Source organism: Citrobacter sp. B72 (assembly GCF_016894305.1).
In the GTDB taxonomy this organism is placed as follows: Bacteria; Pseudomonadota; Gammaproteobacteria; order Enterobacterales; family Enterobacteriaceae; genus Citrobacter; species Citrobacter portucalensis.
Genome location: NZ_CP069801.1, coordinates 428,049 through 448,963, shown reverse-complemented (window position 1 = coordinate 448,963; position 20,915 = coordinate 428,049). Strand labels below are relative to the sequence as shown.

General features: G+C 50.3%; 16 protein-coding genes, 3 tRNA genes and 3 rRNA genes. 15 read left to right on the top strand and 7 right to left on the bottom strand.

The window, feature by feature from the left end; translation table 11 throughout:
- From JQN59_RS02165 to JQN59_RS02130, 8 genes are all read left to right on the top strand, one after another.
- Positions 1 to 243 (top strand): YhdT family protein, encoded by a 243-nt coding sequence (locus JQN59_RS02165; protein WP_003828839.1) that lies wholly within the window; start codon positions 1 to 3, stop codon positions 241 to 243.
- Positions 233 to 1,684, top strand: a complete 1,452-nt coding sequence (gene panF / locus JQN59_RS02160) for a sodium/pantothenate symporter (protein ID WP_149607295.1) — start codon at positions 233 to 235, stop codon at positions 1,682 to 1,684. The genes JQN59_RS02165 and panF overlap by 11 nt, the downstream gene beginning before the upstream one ends.
- A gap of 11 nt (positions 1,685 to 1,695) precedes the next feature.
- Positions 1,696 to 2,577 (top strand): 50S ribosomal protein L11 methyltransferase, encoded by an 882-nt coding sequence (prmA, locus tag JQN59_RS02155; protein WP_003025221.1) that lies wholly within the window; start codon positions 1,696 to 1,698, stop codon positions 2,575 to 2,577.
- Positions 2,578 to 2,747: 170 nt separating this feature from the next.
- On the top strand, positions 2,748 to 3,482 hold the full coding sequence (locus tag JQN59_RS02150; RefSeq protein ID WP_239484209.1) for a carbonic anhydrase: 735 nt from the start codon (positions 2,748 to 2,750) through the stop codon (positions 3,480 to 3,482).
- Positions 3,483 to 3,780: 298 nt separating this feature from the next.
- Positions 3,781 to 4,746, top strand: a complete 966-nt coding sequence (gene dusB, locus JQN59_RS02145; RefSeq protein ID WP_008785970.1) for a tRNA dihydrouridine synthase DusB — start codon at positions 3,781 to 3,783, stop codon at positions 4,744 to 4,746.
- A 25-nt stretch (positions 4,747 to 4,771) separates the two neighbouring features.
- Positions 4,772 to 5,068 (top strand): DNA-binding transcriptional regulator Fis, encoded by a 297-nt coding sequence (gene fis, locus JQN59_RS02140; protein WP_000462905.1) that lies wholly within the window; start codon positions 4,772 to 4,774, stop codon positions 5,066 to 5,068.
- Positions 5,069 to 5,156: 88 nt separating this feature from the next.
- A complete protein-coding gene (gene yhdJ, locus JQN59_RS02135) occupies positions 5,157 to 6,041 on the top strand; it encodes an adenine-specific DNA-methyltransferase (protein ID WP_048215437.1) in 885 nt (294 codons plus the stop codon).
- Positions 6,042 to 6,123: 82 nt separating this feature from the next.
- Positions 6,124 to 6,288, top strand: a complete 165-nt coding sequence (locus JQN59_RS02130) for a DUF2556 family protein (protein ID WP_048215436.1) — start codon at positions 6,124 to 6,126, stop codon at positions 6,286 to 6,288.
- 34 nt (positions 6,289 to 6,322) lie between these two features.
- Here JQN59_RS02130 and envR read toward each other — a convergent pair whose 3' ends face one another.
- Positions 6,323 to 6,979 carry an acrEF/envCD operon transcriptional regulator gene (gene envR / locus JQN59_RS02125; RefSeq protein ID WP_149607293.1) on the bottom strand — a complete coding sequence of 219 codons (657 nt, stop codon included), beginning with the start codon at positions 6,977 to 6,979 and terminating at the stop codon, positions 6,323 to 6,325.
- Between the two features lie 414 nt (positions 6,980 to 7,393).
- Here envR and JQN59_RS02120 point away from each other — a divergent pair, with 414 nt between their 5' ends.
- The 7 genes from JQN59_RS02120 to JQN59_RS02090 all read left to right on the top strand — a co-directional run bounded on the left by JQN59_RS02120 (position 7,394) and on the right by JQN59_RS02090 (position 16,788).
- Positions 7,394 to 8,554 (top strand): efflux RND transporter periplasmic adaptor subunit, encoded by a 1,161-nt coding sequence (locus JQN59_RS02120; protein ID WP_032945162.1) that lies wholly within the window; start codon positions 7,394 to 7,396, stop codon positions 8,552 to 8,554.
- A gap of 11 nt (positions 8,555 to 8,565) precedes the next feature.
- On the top strand, positions 8,566 to 11,679 hold the full coding sequence (locus JQN59_RS02115) for an efflux RND transporter permease subunit (RefSeq protein ID WP_008785975.1): 3,114 nt from the start codon (positions 8,566 to 8,568) through the stop codon (positions 11,677 to 11,679).
- 271 nt (positions 11,680 to 11,950) lie between these two features.
- Positions 11,951 to 12,172 carry a lipoprotein gene (locus JQN59_RS02110; protein WP_003025292.1) on the top strand — a complete coding sequence of 74 codons (222 nt, stop codon included), beginning with the start codon at positions 11,951 to 11,953 and terminating at the stop codon, positions 12,170 to 12,172.
- A gap of 460 nt (positions 12,173 to 12,632) precedes the next feature.
- The gene (locus JQN59_RS02105; RefSeq protein WP_008785976.1) at positions 12,633 to 13,658 is read left to right on the top strand and encodes an amino acid ABC transporter substrate-binding protein; all 1,026 of its coding nucleotides are present in this window, start codon (positions 12,633 to 12,635) and stop codon (positions 13,656 to 13,658) included.
- A 69-nt stretch (positions 13,659 to 13,727) separates the two neighbouring features.
- Positions 13,728 to 14,909: an amino acid ABC transporter permease gene (locus JQN59_RS02100; protein ID WP_048215433.1), complete on the top strand. Its 1,182-nt coding sequence runs from the start codon at positions 13,728 to 13,730 to the stop codon at positions 14,907 to 14,909.
- Positions 14,910 to 14,918: 9 nt separating this feature from the next.
- Positions 14,919 to 16,022: an amino acid ABC transporter permease gene (locus tag JQN59_RS02095; protein WP_149607292.1), complete on the top strand. Its 1,104-nt coding sequence runs from the start codon at positions 14,919 to 14,921 to the stop codon at positions 16,020 to 16,022.
- Positions 16,023 to 16,029: 7 nt separating this feature from the next.
- The gene (locus tag JQN59_RS02090; RefSeq protein WP_003025300.1) at positions 16,030 to 16,788 is read left to right on the top strand and encodes an amino acid ABC transporter ATP-binding protein; all 759 of its coding nucleotides are present in this window, start codon (positions 16,030 to 16,032) and stop codon (positions 16,786 to 16,788) included.
- Positions 16,789 to 17,044: 256 nt separating this feature from the next.
- On the opposite strand, the gene rrf (JQN59_RS02085) is transcribed toward JQN59_RS02090, so the two are convergent.
- The 6 genes from rrf (JQN59_RS02085) to JQN59_RS02060 all read right to left on the bottom strand — a co-directional run bounded on the left by rrf (JQN59_RS02085) (position 17,045) and on the right by JQN59_RS02060 (position 20,877).
- Positions 17,045 to 17,160: ribosomal RNA gene (rrf, locus tag JQN59_RS02085) — 5S ribosomal RNA — on the bottom strand.
- Between the two features lie 38 nt (positions 17,161 to 17,198).
- A tRNA-Thr gene (locus tag JQN59_RS02080) sits at positions 17,199 to 17,274 on the bottom strand.
- Between the two features lie 14 nt (positions 17,275 to 17,288).
- Positions 17,289 to 17,404: ribosomal RNA gene (gene rrf, locus JQN59_RS02075) — 5S ribosomal RNA — on the bottom strand.
- Between the two features lie 94 nt (positions 17,405 to 17,498).
- Positions 17,499 to 20,406 (bottom strand): 23S ribosomal RNA (locus JQN59_RS02070).
- A gap of 209 nt (positions 20,407 to 20,615) precedes the next feature.
- Positions 20,616 to 20,691, bottom strand: a tRNA-Ala gene (locus tag JQN59_RS02065).
- Positions 20,692 to 20,800: 109 nt separating this feature from the next.
- Positions 20,801 to 20,877, bottom strand: a tRNA-Ile gene (locus JQN59_RS02060).
- Positions 20,878 to 20,915: the final 38 nt, after the last annotated feature.

The following is a 20,915-nucleotide window of genomic DNA, read 5'->3' as shown; positions in this document are numbered from 1 at the left end:
ATGGACGCTCGTTTTGTTCAGGCCCATAAAGAGGCGCGCTGGGCGCTGTGGCTAACCCTTTTATATCTGGTCACATGGTTAGTGGCCGCTTACTTACCAGATTCAACGCTGGGTTTTACTGGCTTACCGCACTGGTTCGAAATGGCCTGCCTGCTAACGCCGCTGGTTTTTATCGTGCTGTGCTGGGCGATGGTGAAGTTTATCTATCGCGACATTCCGTTGGAGGATGACGATGCAGCTTGAAGTTATTTTACCGCTGGTCGCCTATCTTCTGGTGGTCTTCGGTCTCTCAGTTTATGCCATGCGCAAGAGATCGACCGGTACCTTCCTGAATGAATATTTCCTCGGCAGCCGTTCCATGGGCGGTGTCGTGTTAGCGATGACGCTAACGGCAACCTACATTAGCGCCAGCTCGTTTATTGGCGGTCCTGGTGCCGCTTACAAATACGGACTGGGATGGGTGCTGCTAGCGATGATCCAGTTGCCCGCCGTATGGCTCTCATTGGGAATTCTTGGTAAAAAATTCGCCATTCTGGCACGCCGTTATAATGCTGTTACCCTCAACGATATGCTATTTGCGCGCTACCAGAGCCGCCTGCTGGTATGGCTGGCGAGCCTCAGCCTGTTGGTCGCGTTTGTCGGGGCAATGACCGTACAGTTTATTGGCGGCGCACGTTTGCTGGAAACCGCAGCGGGTATCCCCTACGAAACCGGTCTGCTGATTTTTGGCGTCAGCATCGCGTTATACACGGCGTTCGGCGGCTTTCGCGCCAGCGTACTGAACGATACCATGCAGGGCATGGTGATGCTGATTGGTACTATCGTTTTGCTGGTCGGCGTTGTTCATGCTGCCGGTGGCCTCAGCAATGCGGTGGTAACCCTGCAGACTATCGATCCTAAACTGGTCTCGCCGCAGGGCGCTGATGACATTTTGTCACCCACGTTTATGACCTCATTCTGGGTGCTGGTATGCTTTGGCGTGATTGGCCTGCCGCATACGGCGGTGCGCTGTATCTCTTATAAAGACAGTAAAGCGGTACACCGCGGCATTATCATCGGCACCATCGTGGTGGCGATTCTGATGTTTGGTATGCATCTGGCGGGCGCCCTGGGACGGGCGGTAATCCCTGACCTGACGGTACCGGATCTGGTAATCCCTACGCTGATGGTCAAAGTCCTGCCGCCGGTCGCTGCCGGGATCTTCCTCGCCGCACCTATGGCTGCGATTATGTCGACGATCAATGCCCAATTGCTGCAAAGCTCCGCTACGATTATTAAGGATCTGTACCTGAACCTTCGCCCGGAACAGCTGGAAAACGAAACCCGGCTGAAACGCATGTCGGCAGTGATTACCCTGCTGCTGGGCGCGTTACTGTTGCTGGCCGCCTGGAAACCGCCAGAGATGATTATCTGGCTTAATCTGCTGGCGTTTGGCGGGCTGGAAGCCGTCTTCCTGTGGCCTCTGGTGCTAGGCCTCTATTGGGAACGGGCAAACGCGTCAGGCGCATTGAGCGCGATGATTGTCGGCGGCGTGCTTTATGCTCTACTCGCCACCTTTAACGTTCAGTTCCTGGGCTTCCACCCAATCGTGCCCTCGTTACTGATAAGCTTGCTGGCTTTCTTGATAGGCAACTGTTTCGGTTCCGTCGTCCCGCAAGCCGCCATATTGACTACTGATAAATAAAGAGTTTTGCCATGCCATGGATCCAACTGAAACTGAACACGACCGGTGCCAACGCTGAAGAGTTGAGCGATGCGCTGATGGAAGCGGGCTCCGTTTCCATTACTTTCCAGGATACGCATGATACGCCGGTGTTTGAACCTCTGCCGGGCGAGACTCGCCTGTGGGGTGATACCGACGTTATCGGCTTGTTCGATGCAGAAACCGACATGAAAGAAGTGGTTGCCATCCTGGAACAGCATCCGCTGCTGGGTGAAGGCTTCGCGCATAAAATCGAACAGCTCGAAGACAAAGACTGGGAACGCGAATGGATGGATAACTTCCACCCGATGCGCTTTGGTGAGCGTCTGTGGATTTGCCCAAGCTGGCGCGATGTCCCGGATGAGAATGCTGTCAACGTGATGCTGGACCCGGGTCTGGCGTTTGGTACAGGCACGCACCCCACTACCTCTCTGTGCCTGCAATGGCTGGACGGTCTTGATCTTAACGGTAAAACGGTTATCGACTTTGGCTGCGGCTCCGGCATTCTTGCCATTGCGGCACTGAAGCTGGGTGCGGCGAAAGCCATTGGCGTGGATATCGATCCGCAAGCGATTCAGGCCAGCCGTGATAACGCCCAGCGTAATGGTGTTTCTGAGCGTCTGGAGCTTTATCTGCCGAAAGACCAGCCAGAGGCGATGAAAGCCGACGTGGTGGTCGCCAACATTCTTGCTGGCCCATTACGTGAACTGGCTCCGTTAATCAGCGTACTGCCCGTTGAGGGCGGTTTGCTGGGGCTTTCTGGTATTCTTGCCAGCCAGGCGGAAAGCGTCTGTGAAGCCTATGCCGATCTCTTTACGCTCGATCCGGTTATCGAGAAAGAAGAGTGGTGCCGCATTACCGGCCAGAAAAAATAATCCCTTCCGGCGTGGTTATCTGACCACGCCATTTTCAGACAATTGACCAGCATACCGACACTTTCCTCAGCGATATAATAATCAATTGATTTTGTTATTTTTTATATTGATTTTCGTTGAGTAAACGTATGCGTTTCAACTGTTTTACAACAACTTTGCTGGCAGCATGCATGATGCCACTGACCACGCTGGCAGTACCATGGGGATATACCGAAGAAAACGGCCCCGCACGGTGGGGAGAAATCAGCAAAGCGTATGCAACGTGCCAGACAGGCATAAACCAATCCCCCATAAACATCCAGACCACCACAACCAGTAAACTCGGTCTCCCCGCGCTGAACATGCAGTACGTCGATGGCCCAACCAGATTTCGGAGCATTAACCATACGTTGCAGGCAACGATGAGTAGCTACACATCTAATTCTATTGAAATTGATGAAACGCTTTATTATTTAAAACAATTTGATTTTCATGCCCCGAGCGAACATACCCTCAACGGTAAAACCTATCCGCTGGAGCTGCAGCTGGTCCACAAAAATCAATCCGGAGACATCGCTATCGTGGCGGTTATGTTTGACATCGGCGAGCCAAACCAGGCGATTCAAAATTTGTGGGAGTCCTTTCCAACCATGGAGGACAGCAGCATGGCCGTCTTCTCGCCGGTCGATATCCACCAGCTTTTACCCGACAATAAAACCTACTGGCGCTACCGTGGTTCGTTAACAACACCTCCCTGCACCGAAGGCGTCACCTGGACTATCCTGAAAACGCCTGTTGCTCTTTCTGCCGAACAGATGGATAAATTCCACTACATTGTTGGGGCGGCAAATAATCGCCCGCTGCAGCCGTTGAATGAACGCAAGATTACGGACAGCTATTCTGGGGATACCGAGATCCTGTACTAAAATGAGGTAGCGATCACACAATGACGAGGTAATTTGCTGATTAATTCAGCAGAATATCTTGTCAGTACCGTCTGCAGCTGAAGAAAAAATGAGAAGTTACGCAAAATTATATGTGTATATAAAATCGACACATTTTTATAATGCGATGATTTATATGATTAAATATTTTCATGCGTTCACATTTACGGCAATTCATTGATCCACCTCAGTGGATTGGTCAAAGTTTGGCCTTTCATCTCGTGCGAAAAATGCGTAATATACGCCGCCTTGCAGTCACAGTATGGTCATTTCTTAACTCATGCGCATCGGACAATACCAGCTCAGAAATCGCCTGATCGCAGCACCTATGGCTGGCATCACTGACAGACCATTCAGGACGCTGTGCTATGAGATGGGAGCAGGATTGACAGTATCCGAGATGATGTCTTCTAACCCGCAGGTTTGGGAAAGTGACAAGTCTCGTTTACGGATGGTGCACGTTGATGAGCCAGGAATTCGCACGGTGCAAATTGCCGGTAGCGACCCTGTTGAGATGGCCGATGCCGCACGTATTAACGTGGAAAGCGGCGCCCAGATTATTGATATCAATATGGGGTGTCCGGCTAAAAAAGTGAATCGCAAGCTCGCAGGTTCAGCCCTCTTGCAGTACCCGGATTTAGTGAAATCGATACTAACCGAGGTCGTCAATGCAGTGGACGTTCCTGTCACACTCAAGATTCGCACCGGCTGGGCTCCGGAACACCGTAACTGCGTAGAGATTGCCCAACTGGCTGAAGACTGTGGCATTCAGGCTCTGACCATTCATGGACGCACCCGCGCCTGTTTGTTCAATGGAGATGCTGAGTACGACAGTATTCGGGCAGTTAAGCAGAAAGTTTCCATTCCGATTATCGCGAATGGCGACATTACTGACCCGCATAAAGCCAGAGCTGTACTCGACTATACGGGGGCGGATGCCCTGATGATAGGACGTGCAGCTCAGGGAAGACCCTGGATCTTTCGGGAAATCCAGCATTATCTGGACACTGGGGAGCTGCTGCCCCCGCTGCCTCTGGCAGAGGTGAAGCGCTTGCTTTGTGCGCATATTCGGGAACTGCACGACTTTTATGGTCAGGCAAAAGGGTACCGAATTGCGCGTAAACACGTATCCTGGTATCTCCAGGAACACGCTCCGGATGACCAGTTTCGGCGCACATTCAACGCCATTGAAGATTCCAGCGAACAGCTGGCGGCGTTGGAGGCATACTTCGAAAATTTTGCGTAAACAGAAATAAAGAGCTGACAGAACTATGTTCGAACAACGCGTAAATTCTGACGTACTGACCGTTTCTACCGTTAACTCTCAGGACCAGGTAACTCAAAAGCCCCTGCGTGACTCGGTTAAACAGGCACTGAAGAACTATTTTGCTCAATTGAATGGTCAGGATGTGAATGATCTCTATGAGCTGGTACTGGCTGAAGTAGAACAGCCCCTGTTGGACATGGTGATGCAATACACCCGCGGTAACCAGACCCGTGCTGCCCTGATGATGGGCATCAACCGTGGTACGCTGCGTAAAAAACTGAAAAAATACGGCATGAACTGATACTAATCAGTTAAATGTTTGTTTTAAAAGGCGCTACTCGGCATGGGGAAGCGCCTTTTTTATTGACGTCACACGGGAGGCTTTGGCGATGAACGCGAGATGTGAACCTGTCTATTTTGGCGATGAATCTAAAAAGATAATCCTGGGTGACGCGCTAACTGAACTAAAAAAACTGCCGTCTGAAAGCGTCGAACTCATTTTTGCTGACCCTCCTTATAACATCGGGAAAGACTTTGACGGGATGGTGGAATCCTGGGACGAAGAGGCCTTTCTGGCGTGGTTGTTTGAGTGCATCGACGAGTGCCATCGCATCCTCAAACCACACGGCACCATGTACATCATGAACAGTACGGAGAACATGCCGTACATCGACCTCAAATGCCGCCCGCTTTTTACCATCAAGAGCCGTATCGTGTGGTCATATGATAGCTCGGGGGTACAGGCCAAAAATTACTTTGGTTCGATGTATGAACCGATCCTGATGATGGTAAAAGATCAGAAAAACTACACATTTAATCGTGACGATATTCTGGTTGAAGCCAAAACTGGCGCTAAACGCGCGCTAATAGACTACAGAAAAAACCCGCCGCAGCCCTACAATCAGAAAAAAGTGCCGGGCAATGTCTGGGAGTTCCCACGCGTACGCTATCTGATGGACGAATACGAAAACCACCCCACCCAGAAACCCAAAGCCCTCCTGGAGCGTATAATTCTGGCGTCCTCGAACCCAGATGACAAGGTACTGGATCCGTTTGCCGGCAGCTTCACCACCGGAGCTACCGCCGTGGAATTGGGTCGCAAGTTTGTCGGGATTGAGATCAATACTGAATACGTAAAAATGGGGCTCAGAAGACTGAGTATCGGTTCTCATTTTTCAGAAATTGAGCTTGCCAAGGTGAAAAAACGTAAGACAAAAAACCTGTCTAAAAAGAGTCGATTGACGGCAAAGAGTGGCGCTCTTTCAACAAAGTAAAGGCATTGTAAGTCTGCTTTTCAGCTTAAAAATTTCGTGTATATTCCCTGCACGCTTGGGCATGAATACACAGGGTTTAGGAATGATTCGCAAGTATTGGTGGCTGGTTGTTTTTGCGGTCTTCGTTTTTCTTTTTGATGCGCTGCTCATCCAATGGATAGAGCTGATGACAACAGAGCACGACAAGTGCCGGAATATGAACTCAGTGAATCCCCTAAAGCTGGTCAACTGCGTCGACCTCGACTAGCACCGTCGACAGCCGTCAGGCCCTGGCGGCTAGACTACCCAACCTGGTTTTCACTCTGCATTAATTGCATTACGCAGCCGTCCGGGCTTAACATTTTTAATACATTATCAACTAATGCTGGCGCTTGCCCATACAGATCATAACTCTCTGGATTCATTAACCAGTTTTTTATTATTCCGCTAAAGCTACCATGCAAAATAATGATGATAACGTCTAAATCCAAGCTGGTGGCAATCAAATTTTCATCTATGCATCGTTGGAGAGAATCGCGAATACTTTGGTGGCTGAGACCTATTTTATCGCGAATGGCCTGCTCTGATATCATATCTTTATGGAATTCGCATTTATGATATAAAATCTGCATTAATGCCTGCTGACGAGGGTTCTCCGCAATATATTGTAATCCCACCACAAATTTTTCACGCAGTCGCTGTAAAGGGTTAACACCCCAACGACCAATTAGCTTGTCCTGAATAAGATCGCGTAAAGGAGGTTGTTGTAACCATAACTCATTAAACAATTGAGTTTTATTTTCGAAATGCCAATAAAGTGCACCCCGTGTCACATTGGCGGCATCCGCTATGTCGTTTAGCGTCGTATTACCTACGCCACGTGCGGCAAACTGTACAATCGCCGTTTCCATCAGGTGCTGTCGCGTTTTGAGGGCATCCGCTTTCGTTTTTCTGGCCATGATTCCGACTATCTGGATTGGAGTAGAGAATGATTAACTTTCTTATCTAATATTTTCGATCTGGAACAAATGTATCACTTAGCGTTTATTTAGACGAGGTCTAAAGTATTTAATTGCGGACATTACACACGAATAGATAAAACAAATAACAAAAACAAATATATTCACCATTCAGATGATCATTTCAAAATGTATTTATCAGCATCATGGTGTTGCTATAAATATCACAATGAAACGGTAGCTGATTAATCTTTTTTTGCTTTTATGTGCCGTGAACCCCGCCCATAAATAAGTATTGCTTACATCGCAAGCTAATAATTTGTAGGATAGCCAACTATTATTTTTTCTTGTGCGCGTTATCACCCCTATTGTTACTCGGTTAATAACGAGCGTTCGGTTTTTTAAGGAATAGAAATGACGAAAAATGCCAGGTTTTCACTCCTGCCCTCATTCATCATCATCTCCGCTGCATTACTCGCCGGTTGTAACGATCAGGGAGAAACACAAGCACATCCCGCAGAGCCGCAGGTGACTGTCCATGTCGTCGAAAAGGCCCCTTTAGCCGTGACGACCGAATTACCCGGACGCACCACAGCATTTCGTATTGCAGAAGTCCGTCCTCAGGTTAGTGGAATTGTACTTAAACGGAATTTCACTGAGGGAAGCGATATTGAAGCCGGTCAATCGCTTTATCAGATCGATCCAGCGACTTACCAGGCTGACTATGACAGCGCCAAAGGTGAACTGGCGAAGAGTGAAGCGGCGGCTGCAATCGCGCATTTAACGGTGAAACGCTATGTGCCGTTGGTTGGCACCAAGTACATCAGCCAGCAAGAGTACGATCAGGCAATTGCTGATGCTCGTCAGGCCGATGCCTCCGTGATCGCAGCAAAAGCGGCGGTCGAAAGCGCGCGTATCAATCTGGCCTACACCAAAGTGACATCGCCAATTAGCGGACGCATCGGTAAATCCAACGTCACCGAAGGTGCATTAGTCACGAATGGCCAGGCTACAGAGCTTGCTACCGTTCAACAGCTCGATCCCATTTACGTCGACGTGACACAGTCCAGTAACGACTTTATGCGCCTCAAACAGTCCGTTGAACAAGGGAGTCTGCATAAAGACAGCGCCAGCAGTACTGTCGAACTGGTGATGGAAAATGGTCAGTCATACCCGCTAAAAGGCTCTTTGCAGTTTTCTGATGTGACGGTTGATGAAAGCACCGGCTCAATCACCCTCAGAGCCGTATTCCCTAACCCACAGCACACGCTGTTGCCGGGCATGTTTGTGCGCGCACGCATTGATGAAGGCGTCCAGCCGAATGCCATTCTCGTTCCGCAGCAGGGGGTAACGCGTACTCCTCGCGGTGATGCCACCGTAATGGTCGTTAACGACAAGAGTCAGGTTGAGTCTCGCGCAGTCGTTGCCGCACAAGCTATTGGTGACAAGTGGCTCATCAGCGAAGGCCTGCAACCGGGTGACAAAGTTATCGTGAGCGGCTTACAGAAAGCACGTCCAGGCGTTCAGGTTAAAGCAACCGCCGATACCGAAACCCCTGCCACGAAAGCCCAATAAGGTAACCGGACATGGCTAACTTTTTTATCAGGCGTCCTATCTTTGCCTGGGTATTGGCTATCATTCTGATGATGGCGGGTGCTCTGGCAATCATGCAACTGCCCGTGGCACAGTACCCGACCATTGCGCCTCCTGCGGTCGCCATTTCTGCCACCTACCCTGGTGCAGATGCACAGACGGTTCAGGATACAGTCACACAGGTTATCGAACAGAATATGAATGGTATCGATAACCTGATGTATATGTCCTCCACCAGCGACTCGGCCGGGAGTGTGACTATTACACTGACTTTCCAGTCCGGTACCGATCCCGATATCGCGCAAGTGCAGGTGCAAAATAAACTGCAGCTCGCCACTCCGTTACTGCCGCAAGAAGTTCAGCAGCAAGGGATCAGCGTTGAGAAATCCAGCAGCAGCTTTTTGATGGTTGCGGGTTTTGTTTCTGACAACCCACAAACCACACAGGATGACATTTCCGACTACGTCGCTTCGAACGTTAAAGACTCAATCAGCCGTCTGAATGGCGTGGGTGACGTGCAGCTGTTTGGTGCACAGTACGCCATGCGCATCTGGCTGGATGCAAACTTATTGAACAAATATCAGCTCACGCCGGTTGATGTGATCAATCAGTTGAAGGTACAGAACGATCAGATTGCCGCAGGTCAGTTAGGGGGGACGCCTGCATTACCTAACCAGCAGCTGAACGCCTCTATCATTGCGCAAACGCGACTGAAAGACCCTGAAGAGTTCGGCAAAGTGACGTTACGCGTGAACAGCGATGGCTCGGTTGTTCACCTGAAAGACGTCGCGCGTATCGAGTTAGGCGGGGAAAACTACAACGTCGTGGCGCGTATTAACGGTAAGCCTGCATCCGGCCTTGGGATCAAGCTGGCAACCGGGGCAAACGCGCTGGATACTGCTAACGCGATTAAAGCCAAGCTGGTTGAACTGCAGCCATTCTTCCCACAGGGAATGAAGGTGGTCTACCCGTACGACACGACGCCGTTTGTGACCATCTCCATTCATGAAGTGGTAAAAACGTTGTTTGAAGCGATCGTGCTGGTGTTCCTGGTCATGTATTTGTTCCTGCAAAACATCCGGGCAACGCTCATTCCAACCATCGCCGTACCTGTCGTATTGTTGGGCACATTTGCCGTGCTTGCTGCGTTTGGCTACTCAATAAACACCCTGACGATGTTCGGCATGGTACTCGCCATCGGTCTATTGGTCGATGATGCGATAGTGGTGGTGGAAAACGTAGAACGCGTGATGATGGAGGATCATCTGCCGCCCAAAGAGGCGACGGAAAAATCCATGTCACAAATACAGGGAGCACTGGTTGGTATTGCCATGGTGCTGTCTGCGGTATTTATCCCGATGGCCTTCTTTGGCGGTTCAACCGGGGCTATCTATCGGCAGTTTTCCATCACCATCGTTTCCGCCATGGCGCTTTCAGTACTGGTCGCGCTGATCCTGACTCCCGCACTTTGTGCAACGTTGCTGAAGCCCGTATCAGCTGAACATCACGAGAAAAGAAGCGGTTTCTTTGGCTGGTTCAATGCCAAATTCGATCACAGCGTCAATCACTACACCAATAGCGTCAGCGGTATTGTGCGTAAAACTGGGCGTTACCTGGTCGTCTACCTGATAATCGTCATCGGGATGGCTGTGCTGTTTATGCGCCTGCCAACCTCCTTCCTGCCAGAGGAAGATCAGGGCGTCTTCCTGACGATGATTCAACTTCCTGCAGGCGCCACGCAAGAGCGAACCCAGAAAGTGCTGGATCAGGTCACCCACTACTACCTGAATAACGAGAAAGCCAACGTCGAAAGCGTCTTTACGGTTAACGGCTTTAGCTTCAGCGGCCAGGGGCAAAACTCAGGGATGGCGTTCGTCAGCCTCAAGCCCTGGGAAGAACGTAGCGGTAACGAAAATAACGTTGAATCAATTATCGCCCGCGCTACCCGAGCGTTTAGTCAGATTCGTGATGGTCTGGTGTTCCCTTTCAACATGCCAGCCATCGTTGAACTGGGTACCGCAACCGGCTTCGACTTCGAGCTGATTGACCAGGGCGGGTTGGGGCATGCTGCGTTAACGCAAGCGCGTAACCAACTGCTGGGCATGGTTGCCAAACACCCTGACCTGCTGGTTCGTGTGCGTCCAAACGGGCTCGAGGATACCGCCCAGTTCAAGCTGGATGTCGATCAGGAGAAAGCGCAAGCGCTTGGTGTCTCACTGTCTGATATCAACGAAACTATCTCAGCTGCGCTGGGCGGCTATTACGTCAATGACTTCATTGACCGTGGACGCGTGAAAAAAGTGTACGTACAAGCCGATGCCAAGTTCCGTATGTTACCGGAGGACATCAATAATCTGTATGTTCGTAGCGCCAATGGCGAAATGGTTCCGTTCTCCACGTTCAGTTCCGCACACTGGATCTACGGCTCACCGCGTCTGGAGCGCTATAACGGTATGCCTTCTATGGAACTGCTGGGAGAAGCTGCGCCTGGCAGAAGTACCGGTGAAGCAATGGCGCTGATGGAAAGCCTGGCGGAAAAACTGCCAAACGGTATTGGTCATGACTGGACGGGGATGTCCTATCAGGAACGACTGTCGGGTAACCAGGCTCCTGCGCTGTATGCCATCTCGCTAATCGTTGTTTTCCTTTGCCTTGCCGCATTGTATGAAAGCTGGTCTATTCCTTTCTCGGTGATGCTGGTTGTACCGCTCGGTGTTGTGGGCGCATTGTTAGCAGCATCACTGCGTGGGATGAATAACGATGTGTATTTCCAGGTTGGCTTACTAACCACAATCGGCCTCTCGGCTAAGAACGCCATCCTGATCGTCGAGTTTGCCAAAGACCTGATGGATAAAGAAGGCAAGGGGTTGATTGAAGCGACGCTGGAGGCATCGCGCATGCGTCTTCGTCCTATCCTGATGACATCCCTGGCCTTTATTCTGGGGGTTATGCCTCTGGTTATCAGTCACGGTGCAGGTAGTGGTGCGCAGAATGCGGTCGGTACCGGTGTTATGGGAGGAATGCTGACCGCAACATTGTTGGCTATCTTCTTCGTCCCCGTCTTCTTTGTTGTCGTAAGACGGCGTTTTAGTCGGCACAACGATTAATTTGTAAAATAAAGGCGTCTACGGACGCCTTTTTCACCCATGTTACGCCTCTTTATTTATTAATAAGATAGCCATTTATTTCATTTAAAGCATTCCTTTAAACGCGCCCGCGACCTTTCTTTTTATCCATTATTTTTACAATCCACATGAATTGAGATTATTCCTCATGTCAGTCCTTTTTTAAGAAGTGGTAAAATAATCGCCGAGTTCGCAGATGGCTTAGCGTTTGTCTTTGCTCTATTAGCGAAACGCTTATTTTTGAGGTAACACCATGAAAAGATTAATATCCGTTGCACTGCTTACCGCATTCCTGGCTGGCTGTGCACACGATTCTCCTTGCGTACCTGTATACGACGATCAGGGACGCCTGGTTCATACCAATACCTGTATGAAAGGCACCACCCAGGATAACTGGGAAACAGCCGGGGCCATCGCCGGTGGTGCTGCAGCCGTTGCCGGACTGACGCTTGGGATTGTCGCCCTGACCAAATAAATCATCTTAAAAGCGCGGTTATTACCGCGCTTTTAGCAATAAGCATAAAATCTGCATATAAGACAAAACGTTGCTTAATAGAACCTGACATGTAATAAAATTATTATAGATTTCACTCACACATCCGCGATTTGAAATTAGCATTTTTTCTGTTTTTCGTAACACCACATTTTCTTTTCATTATTCTCACGCCATTAATATTAACGCCAGAAATCGTTATCACGCGTCCTGTCTGATTTTTAAATTTTTTGCGCCGAAATGTGGCTTACGTTTCAATTTTGCACCACTTCAGGGCGCTGCATTTATTTTTTCCTGTCTACACTCTGCATATTGCGTCGAATAATCAGGCGCAAAAAACTGGCACTACCTTTGCTTAAAAGAGTATGGCCAAAGCCACAGACAGGTAAAAGACGTTTTCAGAACGTTTCCATAACAATAATTCCTCCACACAGGATGCTCTATGAAAAAGATGATAATCGCCAGCCTGGCTGCGGCCGGTGTGCTGCTTGCTGTTGCAAATCAGGCACATGCCGGCGCAACACTTGATGCCGTAAAGAAAAAAGGGTTTGTGCAATGTGGGATCAGCGACGGCTTGCCTGGCTTTTCTTACGCCGATGCAAGCGGCAAGTTCTCGGGTATTGATGTTGATGTATGTCGTGGCGTTGCCTCCGCCGTATTTGGCGATGATAGCAAAGTAAAATATACCCCGCTCACCGCCAAGGAACGCTTTACCGCATTACAGTCTGGTGAAGTCGACATGCTCTCTCGTAATACCACGTGGACCTCTTCTCGTGATGCCGGTATGGGCATGTCCTTCACTGGTGTAACGTATTACGACGGCATTGGTTTTCTTACCCACAATAAAGCAGGCCTGAAGAGCGCTAAAGAGCTGGATGGTGCAACGGTCTGTATTCAGGCGGGAACCGATACCGAACTAAACGTGGCCGACTACTTTAAAGCCAACAAGATGAAGTACACCCCCGTCACCTTTGACCGTTCGGATGAATCAGCCAAAGCTCTGGAATCTGGACGTTGCGATACGCTGGCTTCCGACCAGTCTCAGCTGTATGCCCTACGCATCAAGCTGAGCAATCCTGCGGAATGGATCGTCCTGCCAGAAGTTATTTCTAAAGAACCGCTGGGACCTGTCGTACGTCGCGGGGACGATGAGTGGTTCTCCATTGTTCGCTGGACGCTGTTCGCCATGCTAAATGCGGAAGAAATGGGTGTTAACTCGAAAAACGTCGATGAAAAAGCGGCTAATCCAGCAACACCGGATATGGCACACCTGTTGGGTAAAGAAGGGGATTATGGCAAGGATCTGAAGCTTGATAACAAATGGGCCTACAACATTATCAAGCAGGTTGGTAACTATTCGGAGATCTTTGAACGTAACGTTGGATCGGAAAGTCCGCTGAAGATCAAACGTGGACAGAACAACCTCTGGAATAACGGTGGCATTCAGTATGCACCACCGGTGCGCTAATGCGTAGTGATGTAACGGGCGCCGCAACTGCGGCGCTCAGCCCAGAGTCATAGTTACTGAGGTTTTCTTATGTTCCATCGCCGCTCAACCGTAAAAGGATCGTTATCCTTTTCTAACCCTGCGGTCCGCGCCTGGTTATTTCAAATACTCGCCGTCATTGCGGTTATCAGCATTGCGGTCTATCTCATTCATAACACGATAAATAACCTGAACAATAGCGGTATTACCTCGGGGTTTTCTTTTCTCGATCGCAGCGCCGGATTTGGCATTGTCCAGCATCTGATCGATTACGAGCAAGGCGATACGTATGGTCGTGTCTTTGTGGTCGGCCTGCTCAATACGCTGTTAGTTTCAGCACTGTGCATTGTTTTCGCATCAATTCTCGGTTTCTTTCTCGGGCTGGCACGCCTGTCAGATAACTGGTTATTGCGAAAGCTCTCGACGATCTACATCGAAACGTTCCGCAATATACCGCCGCTGCTGCAGATCTTCTTCTGGTATTTCGCCGTATTACGTAATCTGCCCGGCCCACGCCAGGCCGTTAACGCGCTGGATTTGATGTTCCTGAGTAACCGGGGGCTCTATATTCCGTCCCCGCAAATGGGAGAAGGTTTTTTTGCCTTTTGCACCGCTGTCGTTATCGCTATCGTCGTCACCATCGGATTATTTCGCTTCAACAGAATGCATCAGACCAAAACCGGTCAGCTACGTCGGACCTGGCCCACAGCTCTGGCGTTGATCGTACTTTTACCGGTGATTTCACAGTGGATGTTTGGCGCTGCGCTTCACTGGGATATTCCCGAGCTCCGTGGTTTTAACTTCCGTGGCGGTATGGTGCTTATTCCTGAACTGGCGGCACTAACTCTGGCGCTTTCGGTATATACCTCGGCATTTATTGCAGAAATTATTCGGGCGGGCATTCAAGCCGTTCCTTACGGCCAACATGAAGCCGCACGCTCGCTGGGTCTGCCAAATCCGGTGACGCTACGCCAGGTAATCATCCCACAGGCGCTACGCGTCATCATTCCCCCACTGACCAGCCAGTACCTGAATATCGTCAAGAACTCTTCTCTTGCAGCCGCCATTGGCTACCCGGACATGGTTTCACTGTTTGCCGGCACGGTACTCAATCAAACAGGGCAAGCCATTGAAACGATCGCCATCACCATGTCGGTATACCTGATCATCAGTCTGAGTATTTCTTTGCTGATGAATATTTATAACCGCCGTATTGCACTGATTGAGCGCTAAGGAGCCATGATGACAAAAGCACTGCTGTCTCACCCCTCGCGCCAGCGCAGCAATCCGGCAAGCCGCAGTCTACTCTGGGTGCGTAAAAACCTGTTCTCCAGTTGGTCAAATAGCCTGCTCACCCTGCTATGCGTATGGCTGATTTGGTCATTTCTCCCGCCACTGTTGAACTGGGTATTCTTTCAGGCCAACTGGATCGGTTCTACCCGGGCAGACTGTACCAAAGCGGGAGCCTGCTGGGTGTTCATCCATGAACGCTTCGGGCAATTCATGTATGGGCTTTATCCACACGATCAGCGTTGGCGCGTAAATCTGGCCCTGATAATTGGTCTGGCTTCTATTGTTCCGATGTTCTGGAAAACCATTCCCCACCGTGGCCGTTATATCGCTATCTGGGCAGTCATTTATCCGATTGTCGTCTGGTGGCTGATGTACGGTGGTTTTTTCGGACTTGAACGCGTAGAAACCCGGCAGTGGGGCGGATTAACACTGACGCTTATTATTGCATCCGTGGGGATTGCAGGCGCGCTTCCATGGGGCATTTTACTGGCGTTGGGACGTCGTTCCCATATGCCAGTCGTGCGGGTTTTATCCGTCATTTTCATTGAGTTCTGGCGCGGTGTACCGTTGATTACTGTTCTGTTTATGTCCTCGGTCATGCTTCCTTTGTTTATGTCCGAAGGAACCAGTATCGACAAGCTTATCCGGGCGCTGGTCGGTGTTATTCTTTTCCAGTCGGCCTATGTCGCAGAAGTGGTTCGCGGAGGGCTACAGGCCCTACCGAAAGGTCAGTATGAGGCCGCGGAATCACTGGCGCTAGGGTACTGGAAAACTCAGGGGCTGGTCATTCTTCCGCAAGCCCTCAAGCTGGTTATCCCGGGTCTGGTTAACACGATTATCGCCCTGTTCAAGGATACCAGCCTGGTCATCATCATCGGTCTGTTTGATCTCTTCAGTAGCGTACAGCAGGCAACTGTGGACCCTGCGTGGCTGGGTATGTCGACAGAAGGATATGTTTTCGCTGCACTGATTTACTGGATCTTCTGTTTCAGTATGTCGCGTTACAGCCAACATCTGGAAAAACGTTTTAACACCGGGCGTACACCGCACTGAGGAATTTATGAGCCAATTATTAATGCCGTCTACCGACGCGATGATTACGCTGGAAAACGTCAACAAATGGTACGGACAGTTTCATGTCCTGAAAAACATCAACCTGAAGGTAAAACAGGGAGAGCGCATCGTATTATGCGGGCCTTCCGGTTCGGGTAAATCGACAACTATCCGCTGTATTAACCATCTGGAAGAACATCAGCAAGGACGCATAGTAGTGGATGGGATTGAGCTCAATGAAGACATCCGCAATATTGAGCGCGTCCGACAAGAAGTTGGCATGGTCTTTCAGCACTTTAATCTCTTTCCTCATTTAACTGTCTTGCAAAACTGCACGCTGGCGCCTATCTGGGTGCAAAAGATGCCGAAAAAAGAGGCTGAAGTACTGGCAATGCACTACCTTGAGCGGGTCCGCATTGCCGAACATGCACATAAATATCCCGGGCAAATCTCTGGTGGACAACAACAGCGCGTGGCCATTGCACGCTCGCTGTGTATGAAACCCAAAATCATGTTATTTGATGAACCCACATCAGCGTTGGATCCTGAAATGGTAAAAGAAGTGCTGGATACCATGATAGGTCTGGCGCAATCGGGCATGACCATGCTATGTGTAACCCATGAAATGGGCTTTGCCCGCACAGTAGCTGACCGGGTGATCTTTATGGATCTTGGCGAGATTGTGGAACAGGCACCACCGGATGAGTTTTTTGCTCACCCCAAATCGGAACGCACTCGCGCGTTTTTATCGCAGGTTATTCATTAAATATATATGCCGGATACAGTTCCGGTTGATTTCCGCGTATAAATGCAAAAAGGCCATCCTTTCGGATGGCCTTTTCACTTATTTGATGTCTGGCAGTTTATGGCGGGCGTCCTGCCCGCCACCCTCCGGGCCGTTGCTGCGCAACGTTCAAATCCGCTCCCGGCGGATTTGTCCTCCTCAAGAGAGCGCTCGCCGACAAACAGCAGATAAAACAAAAGGCCCAGTCTTTCGACTGAGCCTTTCGCTTTTATTTGATGTCTGGCAGTTCCCTACTCTCGCATGGGGAGACCCCACACTACCATCGGCGCTACGGCGTTTCACTTCTGAGTTCGGCATGGGGTCAGGTGGGACCACCGCGCTACAGCCGCCAGACAAATTCTTTTCTAAGTGCCGAACTTTAACCGAAAAACTGGTGCTGATACCCAGAGTCGAACTGGGGACCTCACCCTTACCAAGGGTGCGCTCTACCAACTGAGCCATATCAGCACACTAAATTTGATGCCTGGCAGTTCCCTACTCTCGCATGGGGAGACCCCACACTACCATCGGCGCTACGGCGTTTCACTTCTGAGTTCGGCATGGGGTCAGGTGGGACCACCGCGCTACAGCCGCCAGGCAAATTCTGTTTATCAACACACCTCCTGGGCATGTCGATGTTATCTGTATCAGGCTGAAAATATCTCTCTTCGCCAAAACATCTTCGGCGTTGTAAGGTTAAGCCTCACGGTTCATTAGTATCGGTTAGCTCAATGTATCGCTACACTTACACACCCGACCTATCAACGTCGTCGTCTTCAACGTTCCTTCAGGACCCTTAAAGGGTCAGGGAGAACTCATCTCGGGGCAAGTTTCGTGCTTAGATGCTTTCAGCACTTATCTCTTCCGCATTTAGCTACCGGGCAATGCCATTGGCATGACAACCCGAACACCAGTGATGCGTCCACTCCGGTCCTCTCGTACTAGGAGCAGCCCCCCTCAATTCTCCAGCGCCCACGGCAGATAGGGACCGAACTGTCTCACGACGTTCTAAACCCAGCTCGCGTACCACTTTAAATGGCGAACAGCCATACCCTTGGGACCTACTTCAGCCCCAGGATGTGATGAGCCGACATCGAGGTGCCAAACACCGCCGTCGATATGAACTCTTGGGCGGTATCAGCCTGTTATCCCCGGAGTACCTTTTATCCGTTGAGCGATGGCCCTTCCATTCAGAACCACCGGATCACTAAGACCTGCTTTCGCACCTGCTCGAGCCGTCACTCTCGCAGTCAAGCTAGCTTATGCCTTTGCACTAACCTCCTGATGTCCGACCAGGATTAGCTAACCTTCGTGCTCCTCCGTTACTCTTTAGGAGGAGACCGCCCCAGTCAAACTACCCACCAGACACTGTCCGCAACCCGGATTACGGGTCTACGTTAGAACACCAGCCATTAAAGGGTGGTATTTCAAGGATGGCTCCATGCAGACTGGCGTCCACACTTCAAAGCCTCCCACCTATCCTACACATCAAGGACCAGTGTTCAGTGTCAAGCTATAGTAAAGGTTCACGGGGTCTTTCCGTCTTGCCGCGGGTACACTGCATCTTCACAGCGAGTTCAATTTCACTGAGTCTCGGGTGGAGACAGCCTGGCCATCATTACGCCATTCGTGCAGGTCGGAACTTACCCGACAAGGAATTTCGCTACCTTAGGACCGTTATAGTTACGGCCGCCGTTTACCGGGGCTTCGATCAAGAGCTTCTCCTTACGGATAACCCCATCAATTAACCTTCCGGCACCGGGCAGGCGTCACACCGTATACGTCCACTTTCGTGTTTGCACAGTGCTGTGTTTTTAATAAACAGTTGCAGCCAGCTGGTATCTTCGACTGATTTCAGCTCCATGGGTAAACCACTTCACCTACATATCAGCGTGCCTTCTCCCGAAGTTACGGCACCATTTTGCCTAGTTCCTTCACCCGAGTTCTCTCAAGCGCCTTGGTATTCTCTACCTGACCACCTGTGTCGGTTTGGGGTACGATTTCGTGTTACCTGATGCTTAGAGGCTTTTCCTGGAAGCAGGGCATTTGTTACTTCAGCACCGTAGTGCCTCGTCATCACACCTCAGCGTTAATAAGGTACCGGATTTACCTGGAACCTCCGCCTACATGCTTAAACCGGGACAACCGTCGCCCGGCTAACATAGCCTTCTCCGTCCCCCCTTCGCAGTAACACCAAGTACAGGAATATTAACCTGTTTCCCATCGACTACGCCTTTCGGCCTCGCCTTAGGGGTCGACTCACCCTGCCCCGATTAACGTTGGACAGGAACCCTTGGTCTTCCGGCGTGCGGGTTTTTCACCCGCATTATCGTTACTTATGTCAGCATTCGCACTTCTGATACCTCCAGCATACCTCACGATACACCTTCAACGGCTTACAGAACGCTCCCCTACCCAACAACACATAGTGTCGCTGCCGCAGCTTCGGTGCATGGTTTAGCCCCGTTACATCTTCCGCGCAGGCCGACTCGACCAGTGAGCTATTACGCTTTCTTTAAATGATGGCTGCTTCTAAGCCAACATCCTGGCTGTCTGTGCCTTCCCACATCGTTTCCCACTTAACCATGACTTTGGGACCTTAGCTGGCGGTCTGGGTTGTTTCCCTCTTCACGACGGACGTTAGCACCCGCCGTGTGTCTCCCGTGATAACATTCTTCGGTATTCGCAGTTTGCATCGGGTTGGTAAGTCGGGATGACCCCCTAGCCGAAACAGTGCTCTACCCCCGAAGATGAATTCACGAGGCGCTACCTAAATAGCTTTCGGGGAGAACCAGCTATCTCCCGGTTTGATTGGCCTTTCACCCCCAGCCACAAGTCATCCGCTAATTTTTCAACATTAGTCGGTTCGGTCCTCCAGTTAGTGTTACCCAACCTTCAACCTGCCCATGGCTAGATCACCGGGTTTCGGGTCTATACCCTGCAACTTAACGCCCAGTTAAGACTCGGTTTCCCTTCGGCTCCCCTATTCGGTTAACCTTGCTACAGAATATAAGTCGCTGACCCATTATACAAAAGGTACGCAGTCACACCCCAAAGGGTGCTCCCACTGCTTGTACGTACACGGTTTCAGGTTCTTTTTCACTCCCCTCGCCGGGGTTCTTTTCGCCTTTCCCTCACGGTACTGGTTCACTATCGGTCAGTCAGGAGTATTTAGCCTTGGAGGATGGTCCCCCCATATTCAGACAGGATACCACGTGTCCCGCCCTACTCTTCGAGTTCACAACACATGCACTTTTGTGTACGGGACTTTCACCCTGTATCGTGCGACTTTCCAGACGCTTCCACTAACACACATGCTGATTCAGACTCTGGGCTGCTCCCCGTTCGCTCGCCGCTACTGGGGGAATCTCGGTTGATTTCTTTTCCTCGGGGTACTTAGATGTTTCAGTTCCCCCGGTTCGCTTCATTACGCTATGTATTCACGTAATGATAGTGTGTCGAAACACACTGGGTTTCCCCATTCGGAAATCGCCGGTTATAACGGTTCATATCACCTTACCGACGCTTATCGCAGATTAGCACGTCCTTCATCGCCTCTGACTGCCAGGGCATCCACCGTGTACGCTTAGTCGCTTAACCTCACAACCCGAAGATGTTTCTTTCGATTCATCATCGACTTGCAAAAATTTGAGAGACTCGAACACACCATTTTTCATTTCTTATTACGGAGAAATGAAACAGTGTGTCGTTTCAATTTTCAGCTTGATCCAGATTTTTAAAGAGCAAAACTTCGCAGTGAACCTTTTCAGGTACACTCTGAAGTTTTCTTGTGTTTTTGCAGTAAGAGATGGTGGAGCTATGCGGGATCGAACCGCAGACCTCCTGCGTGCAAGGCAGGCGCTCTCCCAGCTGAGCTATAACCCCATCGTAGAATGCTAATCTCTGTACCCTAATTCGTTTCCGGGCAAGGCGCGGTGGTGCGAAGCATACTGAAGTATGCGAGCATCGCCGTAACACAGCACGGAGGCGAATTTGGTAGGCCTGAGTGGACTTGAACCACCGACCTCACCCTTATCAGGGGTGCGCTCTAACCACCTGAGCTACAAGCCTGCAGAGATTTTCTTACTGCTAATTTTCATCAGACAATC